General features: G+C 62.1%; 1 protein-coding gene. It reads left to right on the forward strand.

The window, feature by feature from the left end:
- The first annotated feature begins 32 nt into the window (after window positions 1–32).
- Entirely contained in the window at window positions 33–13268 is a 13236-nt protein-coding gene (locus AB4O41_RS16010; RefSeq protein ID WP_460143873.1) for a retention module-containing protein, read from the forward strand.
- Window positions 13269–13345 lie beyond the last annotated feature (77 nt).

Below are 13345 nucleotides of genomic sequence, written 5' to 3' on the forward strand. Positions count from 1 at the left end.
GTCAACTGAACGTGACACCCGGAGAGTCTTCAATGAGCAGTGTTGTTGCCATCGTCAAAAGCATTGTTGGTCAGGTTTTTGCGGTGTCGCCAGAAGGCGTCCGCCGCGTACTCGTTGAAGGCGACCGGTTATTCGTCGGCGATCAGATAGACACCGGTGCCGCCGGCGCCATTACGCTCGAACTGGCTGACGGCCGAACCCTGGACCTGGGCCGCGACACGCAGTGGAGCGGCAGCAACCCGGATTCCAGTACCGACCTTGCGCAAGCCACTGCACAAGCCGCGCCATCGGTTGACGAATTGCAGCAAGCCATCGCCGCTGGCGTCGACCCGACCACCGCTCTTGAAGCCACCGCCGCCGGCCCTACGGCTGCGGGCACGGGTGGTGCTGCCGGTGGTGGCCACAGCTTCGTGGTGCTGGATGCAACCGCTGGCCGGGTCGACCCGACCATTGGTTTCCCGACCGCAGGCATCGGCACTGCCGCTTTGGCAACACAAAACACCACCGGCGGCCAGACTGCCGATACCAGCACCAACGCCCTGCGCGAATCGACCCTGAGCCTGAGCGCCACGCCAACCATCACCGAGGCCGGCGGCGTGCTGGTCTACACCGCGACCCTGACTCAGGCGCCGCTGACCAACCTGACCATCACCTTGTCCAATGGCTCGGTGATCGTGATTGCAGCCGGCCAAACCACCGGTACCGTCAACGTTCCGCTGGCACCCAACGACACTGTTTATAACGATCCAACCCAGATCAATGTGACCGTCACCGGCACCACGGGCGGCAGCGGTATCGTGGTCACCCCGCCCACCGTTCCGGCCGTGACCCAGGTCACCGACACCGTCGACACCACAACGGTCACACTGACATCGGGCTCAACCGTCACCGAAGGTGGCCAGATCACCTACACCGCGACATTGACCAATCCGGCGCAGACACCGGTCACCGTGACCCTGTCCAACGGTTCGACCATCACCATCGCCGCGGGCAACACCACCGGCAGCGTGAACGTTCCGACGCCGGCCAATGACGTCTACAACAATGGCAGCACCGTCAGCACCACGATCACGGGCGCTACCGGCGGCAACTTCGAAAATCTGGTGCCGAACCCGACCCCGGCCGTCACCACCATTACCGATTCGGTCGACACCACCACCGTCACGCTGACGGCCGGCTCGACTGTGACCGAAGGCGGTCAGATCACTTACACCGCCACCCTGACCAACCCGGCGCAGACACCGGTCACCGTCACTTTGTCCAACGGTTCGACCATCACCATCGAAGCGGGTAAAACCACCGGTTCCGTGAACGTCGACACCCCGGCCAATGACGTCTACAACAACGGCAGTACCGTCAGCACCACGATTACGGGCGCTACCGGCGGCAATTTCGAAAATCTGGTGCCGAACCCGACCCCGGCCGTCACCACCATTACCGATTCGGTCGACACCACCACCGTCACGCTGACGGCCGGCTCGACTGTGACCGAAGGCGGTCAGATCACTTACACCGCCACCCTGACCAACCCGGCGCAGACACCGGTCACCGTCACTTTGTCCAACGGTTCGACCATCACCATCGAAGCGGGTAAAACCACCGGTTCCGTGAACGTCGACACCCCGGCCAATGACGTCTACAACAACGGCAGCACCGTCAGCACCACGATCACTGGCGCTACCGGCGGCAATTTCGAGAACCTCGTACCGAGCACCACGCCGGCCGTCACCACCATCACCGATTCGATCGACAACACCGGCCTGAGCCTCAGTGCCACCGGCAGCGTCGTCGAAGGCGGCCAGATCACCTACACCGCGACCCTGACCAACCCGGCCGGCACGCCGATGACCGTGACCTTGAGCAACGGCTCGGTCATTACCATCGAAGCGGGCAAGACCACCGGCAGCGTGACTGTCGACACCGCGGCCAACGACGTCTACAACAATGGCAGCACCGTCAGCACCACGATCACCGGCACCACCGGCGGCAATTTCGAGCAACTGACCCCGAGCATCGAACCGGCACTCACTACCATCACCGATTCGAAAGACGACACTGGTCTGAGCCTGTCGGCTTCCACCGAAGTGGCCGAAGGTGGTCAGATTCTGTACACCGCGACGTTGACCAATCCAGCCGGTACGCCGGTCACCGTGACGTTGAGCAACGGTGCAGTGATCACCATCGCCGCCGGCGCGACCACCGGTAGCGTGAGCGTCGATGCGCCTGCCGATGATGTTTATAAAGATGCCGGCAAGGTTGAAGTGACCATCACGGACGCCGACGGTGGCAACTTTGAAAACCTGGTGACTGACCCGGCGGCAGCGGTCACCGAGGTGACCGACACCATCGACACTTCGACCGTGAACCTCACCGCGACCAGCACTGTGGCTGAAGGCGGGACGGTGGTCTACACCGCGTCCGTCAGCGCACCGGTCACCGGTTCACCAGTCGTCGTGACCCTCTCCAACGGCCAGATCATTACCATCCCGGTCGGGTCGAGCAGCGCCAGCGTCAACTTCACCGCACCAAACGATGCCCTGAACGGCGGTACATCCCTGAGCGTGAAGATCGACGACGCCAAGGGCGGCAACTACGAGAAGCTGGAAGTTGACGGCAAATCAGCCGACACCTCGGTGACCGATACCGCGAGCACCACCACTCTCAGCCTGAGCGCGACCGACTCGGTCGCTGAAGGTGGTTCGATCGTTTACACCGCGACCCTGACCAATGCCGCCGGCACACCAGTGACCGTCACGCTGAGCAACGGCGCCGTCATCACCATCGCCGCCGGCGCGACTACCGGCAGCGTGACCGTCGACGCACCGAAAGACGACGTCTACAAAGACGCCGGCACCGTCGAAGCCACCATCAAGGATGCCGCGGGCGGCAACTTTGAAAATCTGGCGACCAATCCGGCGGCTGCGGTCACCGAGGTGACTGACACCATCGACACCTCGACCGTGAACCTCACCGCGACCAGCACTGTGGCTGAAGGCGGGACGGTGGTCTACACCGCATCCGTAACCTCACCGGTCACTGGTTCGCCGGTGGTTGTCACTTTGTCCAACGGCCAGACCATCACCATCCCGGTCGGCTCAAGCAGCGCCAGCGTCAATTTCACTGCGCCAAACGATGCGTTGACCGGTGGTAACTCCCTGAGCGTCAAAATCGACGGCGCTACGGGCGGCAACTACGAGAAGCTGGAAGTTGACGGCAAATCAGCCGACACCTCGGTGACTGATACCCAGGACACCACCAACCTGTCGCTGACCGCGACCGGCGCCGTGGATGAAGGGGGCCAGATTACTTACACGGCGACCCTGAGCAACGCGGCCGGTACACCAGTGACCGTGACGCTCAGCAACGGCGCCGTGATTACCATCGAAGCGGGGAAAACCACCGGCACCGTGACCGTCGATGCGCCGAAGGACGACGTCTACAAAGACGCCGGCACCGTTGAAGCGACCATCAAAGGCGCGACCGGCGGCAATTTCGAGAACCTGGTCGCCAGCGATACCCCGGCGGTGACCACCGTCAACGACACCATTGATACCAGCACCGTTTCGCTGAGTGCCACCGCGAACGTCGCCGAAGGCGAAACCGTGGTTTACACCGCGTCCGTAACCTCACCTGTCACTGGTTCGCCGGTGGTTGTCACTTTGTCCAACGGCCAGACCATCACCATCCCGGTCGGCGAAACCACCGGCAGCGTGAACTTTGTCGCACCAAACAGCCCCCTGGCGGGCGGCAGCTCCCTGAGCGTCAAAATTGACGGCGCTACGGGCGGCAACTACGAGAAGCTGGAAGTTGACGGCAAATCAGCCGACACCTTGGTGACTGATACCCAGGACACCACCAACCTGTCGCTGACCGCGACCGGCGCCGTGGATGAAGGGGGCCAGATTACTTACACGGCGACCCTGAGCAACGCGGCCGGTACACCAGTGACCGTGACGCTCAGCAACGGCGCCGTGATTACCATCGAAGCGGGTAAAACCACCGGCACCGTGACCGTCGATGCGCCGAAGGACGACGTCTACAAAGACGCCGGCACCGTTGAAGCGACCATCAAAGGCGCGACCGGCGGCAACTTCGAGAACCTGGTCGCCAGCGATACACCGGCGGTGACCACCGTCAACGACACCATCGACACCAGCACCGTTTCGTTGAGTGCCACATCGAGCGTCGTCGAAGGCGGGACTGTGGTTTACACCGCGTCCGTAACCTCACCTGTCACTGGTTCGCCGGTGGTTGTCACTTTGTCCAACGGCCAGACCATCACCATCCCGGTCGGCTCGAGCAGCGGCAGCGTCAACTTCACCGCGCCGAATGATGCGCTGGCAGGTGGCGGCTCGTTGAGCGTCAAAATCGACGACGCCAAGGGCGGCAACTACGAGAAGCTGGAAGTCGACGGCAAGTCGGCGGACACCTCGGTGACTGATACCGCGAGCACCACCACTCTCAGCCTGAGCGCGACCGACTCGGTCGCTGAAGGCGGATCCATTGTTTACACCGCCACCCTGACCAATGCCGCCGGCACTCCGGTGACCGTGACGTTGAGCAACGGCGCCGTGATCACCATCGCCGCTGGCGCTACCACCGGCAGCGTGACTGTCGATGCACCAAAAGATGACGTCTACAAAGACGCCGGTCAGGTCGAAGCCACCATCAAGAATGCCGCAGGCGGCAACTTCGAAAACCTGGCGACCAACCCAACGGCTGCGGTCACCGACGTCACCGACACCATCGACACCTCGACCGTGAACCTGACCGCGACGTCCACTGTCGCCGAAGGCGGGACGGTGGTTTACACCGCATCCGTAACCTCACCGGTCACTGGTTCGCCGGTGGTTGTCACTTTGTCCAACGGCCAGACCATCACCATCCCGGTCGGCTCAAGCAGCGCCAGCGTCAATTTCACTGCGCCAAACGATGCGTTGACCGGTGGTAACTCCCTGAGCGTCAAAATCGACGGCGCTACGGGCGGCAACTACGAGAAGCTGGAAGTTGACGGCAAATCAGCCGACACCTCGGTGACTGATACCCAGGACACCACCAACCTGTCGCTGACCGCGACCGGCGCCGTGGATGAAGGGGGCCAGATTACTTACACGGCGACCCTGAGCAACGCGGCCGGTACACCAGTGACCGTGACGCTCAGCAACGGCGCCGTGATTACCATCGAAGCGGGGAAAACCACCGGCACCGTGACCGTCGATGCGCCGAAGGACGACGTCTACAAAGACGCCGGCACCGTTGAAGCGACCATCAAAGGCGCGACCGGCGGCAATTTCGAGAACCTGGTCGCCAGCGATACCCCGGCGGTGACCACCGTCAACGACACCATTGATACCAGCACCGTTTCGCTGAGTGCCACCGCGAACGTCGCCGAAGGCGAAACCGTGGTTTACACCGCGTCCGTAACCTCACCTGTCACTGGTTCGCCGGTGGTTGTCACTTTGTCCAACGGACAGACCATCACCATCCCGGTCGGCGAAACCACCGGCAGCGTGAACTTTGTCGCACCAAACAGCCCCCTGGCGGGCGGCAGCTCCCTGAGCGTCAAAATTGACGGCGCTACGGGCGGCAACTACGAGAAGCTGGAAGTTGACGGCAAATCAGCCGACACCTCGGTGACTGACACCCAGGACACCACCAACCTGTCGCTGACCGCGACCGATGCCGTGGATGAGGGCGGCCAGATCATCTACACCGCGACCCTGACCAATGCGGCTGGCACGCCGGTCACCGTGACCTTGTCGAATGGCGCCGTGATCACCATCGAAGCGGGCAAAACCACCGGCTTCGTGACTGTCGATGCGCCAAAAGACGACGTCTACAAAGATGCCGGCACCGTCGAAGCAACCATCAAAGGCGCGACCGGCGGCAACTTCGAGAACCTGGTCGCCAGCGATACACCGGCGGTGACCACCGTCAACGACACCATCGACACCAGCACCGTTTCGCTGACAGCCACTGCGAATGTCGCCGAAGGCGAAACCGTGGTTTACACCGCTTCGGTCTCTGCGCCGGTGACCGGTTCACCAGTGGTCGTCACACTCTCCAACGGCCAGACCATCACCATCCCGGTCGGGTCGAGCAGCGCCAGCGTCAACTTCACCGCACCAAACGATGCCCTGAACGGCGGCAGCTCCCTGAGCGTCAAGATCGACGATGCGAAGGGCGGTAACTATGAAAAACTGGACGTCGACGGCAAGTCGGCGGACACCTCGGTGACTGATACCGCGAGCACCACCACTCTCAGCCTGAGCGCAACCGACTCGGTCGCTGAAGGTGGTTCGATCGTTTACACCGCAACCCTGACCAATGCCGCCGGCACACCAGTGACCGTCACGCTGAGCAACGGCGCCGTGATCACCATCGCCGCCGGTGCGACTATCGGCAGCGTGACTGTCGATGCGCCAAAAGATGACGTCTACAAAGACGCCGGTACTGTCCAGGCAACCATCTCCACCGCCACCGGCGGCAATTTTGAAAACCTGGCGACCAATCCAGCGGCTGCGGTCACCGAGGTGACTGACACCATCGACACCTCAACCGTGAACCTCACTGCGACCAGCACTGTGGCTGAAGGCGGCACCGTGGTTTACACCGCGTCCGTGTCAGCGCCGGTCACCGGTTCACCAGTGGTCGTCACACTCTCCAACGGCCAGACCATCACCATCCCGGTCGGGTCTAGCAGCGCCAGCGTCAACTTCACCGCACCAAACGATGCCCTGAACGGCGGCAGCTCCCTGAGCGTCAAGATCGACGATGCGAAGGGCGGCAACTACGAGAAGCTGGACGTTGACGGCAAGTCGGCCGACACCTCGGTGACCGATACCGCGAGCACCACCACTCTCAGCCTGAGCGCAACCGACTCGGTCGCTGAAGGTGGTTCGATTGTTTACACCGCGACCCTGACCAATACCGCCGGCACTCCGGTGACCGTGACGCTGAGCAACGGCGCCGTTATCACCATCGCCGCTGGCGCCACCACCGGCAGCGTGACCGTCGATGCGCCAAAAGACGACGTCTACAAAGACGCCGGCACCGTCGAAGCAACCATCAAAGACGCGACCGGCGGCAACTTCGAGAACCTGGTCGCCAGCGATACACCGGCGGTGACCACCATCAACGACACCATTGATACCAGCACCATTTCGTTGAGTGCCACATCGAGCGTCGCTGAAGGCGAGACGGTGGTCTACACCGCGTCCGTCAGCGCACCGGTCACCGGTTCGCCCGTGGTTGTGACCCTGTCGAACGGTCAGATCATCACCATCCCGGTAGGCGAAACCACCGGCAGCGTGAACTTTGTCGCGCCAAACAGCCCCTTGGCGGGCGGCAGCTCCCTGAGCGTCAAGATTGACGGCGCAACGGGCGGTAATTACGAGAAGCTGGAAGTCGACGGCAAGTCGGCCGACACCTCGGTGACCGACACCGCGGATACCACTACTCTCAGCCTGAGCGCTACCGACTCGGTCGCTGAAGGCGGGTCGATTGTTTACACCGCGACCCTGACCAATACCGCCGGCACTCCGGTGACCGTGACGCTGAGCAACGGCGCCGTTATCACCATCGAAGCGGGTAAAACTACCGGCTCCGTGACCGTCGATGCGCCGAAGGACGACGTCTACAAAGACGCCGGCACTGTCCAGGCAACCATCTCCACCGCCACCGGCGGCAACTTCGAAAACCTGGCGACCAATTCCGCAGCGGCGGTCACCGAGGTGACTGACACCATCGACACCTCGACCGTAAACCTCACCGCGACCAGCACTGTGGCCGAAGGCGGCACCGTGGTTTACACCGCGTCCGTGTCAGCGCCGGTCACCGGTTCACCAGTGGTCGTCACACTCTCCAACGGCCAGACCATCACCATCCCGGTCGGGTCTAGCAGCGCCAGCGTCAACTTCACCGCACCAAACGATGCCCTGAACGGCGGCACCTCCCTGAGCGTGAAGATCGACGATGCGAAGGGCGGCAACTACGAGAAACTGGACGTTGACGGCAAGTCGGCGGACACCTCGGTGACTGATACCGCGAGCACCACCACCCTCAGCCTGAGCGCGACCGACTCCGTGGCTGAAGGCGGATCCATCGTTTACACCGCCACCCTGACCAATGCCGCCGGCACACCAGTGACCGTCACGCTGAGCAACGGCGCCGTGATCACCATCGCCGCCGGTGCGACTATCGGCAGCGTGACTGTCGATGCGCCAAAAGATGACGTCTACAAAGACGCCGGTACTGTCCAGGCAACCATCTCCACCGCCACCGGCGGCAATTTTGAAAACCTGGCGACCAATCCAGCGGCTGCGGTCACCGAGGTGACTGACACCATCGACACCTCAACCGTGAACCTCACTGCGACCAGCACTGTGGCTGAAGGCGGCACCGTGGTTTACACCGCGTCCGTGTCAGCGCCGGTCACCGGCTCGCCAGTGGTCGTCACCCTGTCCAACGGCCAGACCATTACCATTCCGGTTGGCTCAAGCAGCGCCAGCGTCAACTTCACCGCACCGAACGATGCCCTGAACGGCGGCACCTCCCTGAGCGTGAAGATCGACGACGCCAAGGGCGGCAACTACGAGAAACTGGACGTTGACGGCAAGTCGGCCGACACCTCGGTGACTGATACCGCGAGCACCACCACCCTCAGCCTGAGCGCGACCGACTCCGTGGCTGAAGGCGGATCCATCGTTTACACCGCCACCCTGACCAATGCCGCCGGCACACCAGTGACCGTCACGCTGAGCAACGGCGCCGTGATCACCATCGCCGCCGGTGCGACTATCGGCAGCGTGACTGTCGATGCGCCAAAAGATGACGTCTACAAAGACGCCGGTACTGTCCAGGCAACCATCTCCACCGCCACCGGCGGCAATTTCGAGAACCTGGCGACCAATCCAGCGGCTGCGGTCACCGCGGTGACTGACACCATCGACACCTCAACCGTGAACCTCACTGCGACCAGCACTGTGGCTGAAGGCGGCACCGTGGTTTACACCGCGTCCGTCTCCGCACCTGTCACCGGCTCGTCAGTCGTTGTGACCCTGTCCAACGGCCAGACCATCACCATCCCGGTCGGCTCAAGCAGCGCCAGCGTCAACTTCACCGCACCAAACGATGCCCTGAACGGCGGCAGCTCCCTGAGCGTCAAGATCGACGATGCGAAGGGCGGCAACTACGAGAAGCTGGACGTTGACGGCAAATCGGCCGACACCTCGGTGACCGATACCGCGAGCACCACCGCCCTCAGCCTGAGCGCGACCGACTCCGTGGCTGAAGGCGGATCCATCGTTTACACCGCCACCCTGACCAATGCCGCCGGCACACCAGTGACCGTCACGCTGAGCAACGGCGCCGTGATCACCATCGACGCCGGCAAAACCACTGGCACCGTGACTGTCGATGCGCCGAAGGACGACGTCTATAAAGACGCCGGCACTGTCCAGGCGACCATCTCCACCGCCACCGGTGGCAACTTCGAAAATCTGGTCACCAGCAACACAGCGGCAGTCACCACCGTCACCGACACGATCGACAAAACCGAAGTCAGCATCAGTGGCAGTACCTCGGTCACCGAAGGCCAGACCGCCAGCTACACCGTCAGCCTGACTCACCCGGCACAGACCGAAGTGACCCTGAAAATCGTCTACAGCGGCACCGCTGCCGACGGTTCGGATTTCACCGGCGTGTACACCGTGAAAATCCCGGCGGGCGCCAGCAGTGCGAGCTTCAACGTCGCGACACTGGACGACAAGCTCACCGAAGGCACCGAGAACTTCGTGGTCAAGATCGACTCGGCCACTGGCGGCAACTTCGAACACCTCGCGGTCAGCGCTTCCAACGGCAGCGTCAGCACCTCGATCATCGACAACGATGCAGCGCCGGTTCTCGACCTGGATGCCAACAACTCCAGCGGAGCCACCGGGGCCAACTACAACGTGACCTTCACTGAAGGCACCACTGGCCAGGGCGTCTCGATCGGCGACACCGACCTGAAAATCACCGACCCGGACAGCACGATGCTGACCGGCGCCACCATCGTGCTGACCAATCGTCAGCCGGGCGACGCGCTGAACCTGGGCAATAGCGTCAATGGCATCAGCATCAACGCCAACAGCCAGGACGGCACGGTTACCCTGACCCTGTCGGGCAACGCGACGCTGGCCGACTACATGCAGCAGATCAAAAACATCAGCTTCACCAACAGCAGTGATGACCCGAGCACCGTGCCGCGGATCATCACCGTGACGGTGACCGATGGCAGCAACTACTCCAACACCGCGACCACCACCGTCAACGTGGTCGCCGTTAACGACTCGCCGACCGCCGCACCGGTTAATGTCACTGGCACTGAAGACACCCCGCTGATTCTCGGCTGGTCGACCTTCGGCATCAGCGATGTCGACAGCCCGTCCGCCAACCTGGGGGTGAAAATCACTCAGTTGCCGGGCGAAGGTAAATTGCAATACCTGGACGGTGCGACCTGGAAAGACGTGGCGACCAACCAGACCTTCAGCAAGGCCGACATCGACGCTGGCAAATTGCGCTTCACGCCAGATGCCAACGAATCGGGCGTCGATGGCTACGGCGGCACCAACGTGGGCAATAACCAGGCGGACTACGCGCAGATCAAGTTTCAGCCAACCGACGGTCAACTGCTGGGCAACACTGGCACGGTGAAAATCGACATCACGCCGGTTGCCGACGCGCCCTCCCTGAGCGTCGCGGACAACAGTGTCAAGTCGACCGGCCTGATCAAGGAAGTCTGGACCGGTCTGTCGGGCCTCGGCACCGATGGCAACGGCGCGTCTTCCGGCACGCTGAAATCGGTCATCGACGGCGCGGGTACACCGAACTCCAGCGGCACCGTGACCAACGTTCAGTCCGACGGCAGCGTCGCGGTCGGGACGGCCTCGAAAACGTCCGGCCTGATTTACCTCGAAGCCGGCAAGACTTACACCTTCAGCGGTACCGGTGACGACAGCCTGTTGGTGACCATCGGCGGTAAAAACGTGGCCGCAACCACGTGGGGCGCAGGCGGTAACCTGAACGGTTCGTTCACCCCGACCACCAGCGGTTATTACACCCTGGATATTTACCACCATAACCAGAAAGGTCCGGGCAGCTATGACGTCAACCTGTCGGTCAACGGCGGTGCGGCGGTCGACCTGAGCAGCGCCGGCGTGCCGCTGTACACCGGCGTGGCCGATCTGGCGGCTTCTGGCGTGACAGTGTCCGATCTGCACGGCACCAATGGCGAAGGCTACTATGACGGCTACAAACTCAACGAAGGCGCCGAAGGCACCAGCGTTCACTTGTCCGCAATCAAAACGGCACTGACCGACACCGACGGCTCCGAAAGCCTGAGCGTGAAGATCAGCGGCATCCCGGCGGGCTCGGTGCTCACCGATGGCGCGGGCCACACCTTCACCGCTACCGCGACCAACGGCGAAACCAACGTCACCGGCTGGAACCTCGGCACGCTGACCGTCACCCCGCCGCCGTACTACAACGGCCAGTTCACCCTGACCGTTACCTCGACATCCACCGAAGCGCTGGGTGGTTCGGCGCCAAGCACCGCACAGATCCCCGTTACGGTTTATCCGGCGGTATACAACGCCATCACCGCCACCGCTGCCGATGACACCATCACCGGCACCGACGGCAACGACATCATCATCGCCGACATCGGCGGGCTGACCGTGGTGCCGGGCACCAACTACAACATCGCGTTCATGGTCGATAGCTCGGGCAGCATGAGCAGTACGTCGATCAACGCCGCCAAGGATTCGCTGACCGCGGTGTTCAACACGCTCAAGCAAAGCATGGGTGGCAACTCCGGGACCGTGAATATCTTCCTGGTGGATTTCGATAACCAGGTCAACAAGTCTGTGTCGGTAAACCTGAACGATCCAAACGCCCTGACCTTGCTCAAATCCGTTCTGGATTCGATGTCATCCGGCGGCGGCACCAACTACGAGGACGTGTTCAAGACCACGGCCAACTGGTTCCAGAGTGCCGACGCGATTGCCAACACCGGTGCGAAGAACCTCACGTACTTCATCACTGACGGCAAGCCGACCTACTACCAGAGCGGCGAGCAAACCAACCCGACCTTGTTCGGCAACGTGAAGCTCGATGACGTCATCACCACCACCAACTACAAGTTGGGACAGACCTATTCCGAAGCCTTGGACAGCACTCATTCCCTGACCATCGACAGCGCCGGCAACGTCACGCTGCTGACTCTGAAAAACTCGGGGCGCTGGAGCAGTACCGAACTGGGTACCCTCCATGCCGAAGGTAACGGCACGTACGAACTGTCCTATCGCGATGGCACCGGCAGCTATACCGATTCCACTGCCATCGACAACTCCACCAGCAGCTTCACGTTGCTGAGCAACGTCTCGACGGTAGAAGCCATCGGCCTGAACAAGGACGTCACTCTCAGCGACCTCAAGCCGTACGACTCGGATCAGACGCCACAAACCAACATTGACCCGAAAGACCTGGCCAACTCGATCATCGGCCATACCGAAGCGACGATGCCAGGCGCCGACACGGTCAATGGCGGTGACGGCAACGACATCCTGTTCGGCGATCTGGTGAGCTTCAATGGCATTGCCGGCGAGGGTTATCAGGCCATGCAGGCGTTCGTGGCCCAGCAGACCGGCGTCGATGTCAGCAAAGTCACCACCAGCAACGTGCACCAGTTCATCACCGAGCACTACACCGCGTTCGACGTGTCCGGGGCCCACGACGGTAACGACACGCTGCTGGGTGGCGCCGGCAAAGACATTCTTTTCGGCCAGGGTGGCAACGACCTCCTCGACGGCGGCAAGGGCAATGACATCCTGCTCGGTGGCAGCGGCAATGACTCGTTGACCGGCGGCATAGGCAACGACCTCCTGATTGGCGGTTCGGGTGCCGACACCTTCATCTGGAAGGCTGGCGACACCGGCAGCGACGTGATCAAGGACTTCAAGGCCAGCGAAGGCGATCGCATCGACCTGCGTGATCTGTTGCAGGGCGAAAGCGGCAGCACCATTGATAACTTCCTGAAGATCACCACTGTGGACGGTGTGTCGTCTCTGCAAGTCAGCTCTGGCGGCAAGTTCAATGGCGCCGACGCTGCAGCGGCCACCCCGGACGTGACGATCAAACTGGAAGGTAGTAATTGGTCCAGCGCCAGCATCAACTCGTTGATCGCCGGCAGTGATCCGACCATCAAGATCGATCACAACAACAGCTGATCCGCAGGCTAACGGCCGCCCAAACCGGGCGGCCGTTACGTTTGCGTCCACCTCACGGGTGACGATTTCGTCGTCGC

The sequence above is a fragment of the Pseudomonas sp. S2_A02 genome (assembly GCF_054668495.1).